The sequence below is a fragment of the Pseudomonas sp. 65/3-MNA-CIBAN-0223 genome (assembly GCF_040310425.1).
Classification (GTDB): domain Bacteria; phylum Pseudomonadota; class Gammaproteobacteria; order Pseudomonadales; family Pseudomonadaceae; genus Aquipseudomonas; species Aquipseudomonas gregormendelii.
Genome location: NZ_JBEOPV010000061.1, coordinates 1 through 449 on the forward strand (window position 1 = coordinate 1; position 449 = coordinate 449).

Genomic DNA, 449 nt, shown 5'->3' on the forward strand with positions numbered 1-449 from the left:
CGTTTCCACCACTGGCTTCAAGCGTGATCGGGCCGAGTTTCAGGACCTGCTGTATCAGATTCGTCGCCAACCTGGCGGCCAATCCAGCCAGGACAGCGAGCTGCCATCGGGCCTTCAGCTGGGTACCGGTGTACGGGTGACCGGCACCCAGAAGATATTCACCGCGGGCAGTTTGCAGACTACCGAGCAGCCGCTAGATATGGCTATCAACGGCCGCGGCTTTTTTCAGGTTCTGCTGCCTGATGGAACGGTTTCCTACTCTCGCGACGGCAGCTTCCACCTGAGCTCCGATGGTCAGTTGGTAACCTCAAACGGTTATGCGCTGGAGCCTGCCATCGTGGTTCCGCCGGAAACCCAGACATTTACGGTTGGCGAAGACGGCACGGTATCGGTGACGACGGTGGGCAATCCCCAGCCGCAGATCATCGGCAACCTCCAGACCGCAGACT

General features: G+C 59.7%; 1 protein-coding gene. It reads left to right on the forward strand.

Annotated features, from left to right (window positions below):
* A partial coding sequence (locus AAEZ09_RS27905; protein WP_350601581.1) for a flagellar hook-basal body complex protein occupies window positions 1-449 on the forward strand: 449 nt, incomplete at both ends.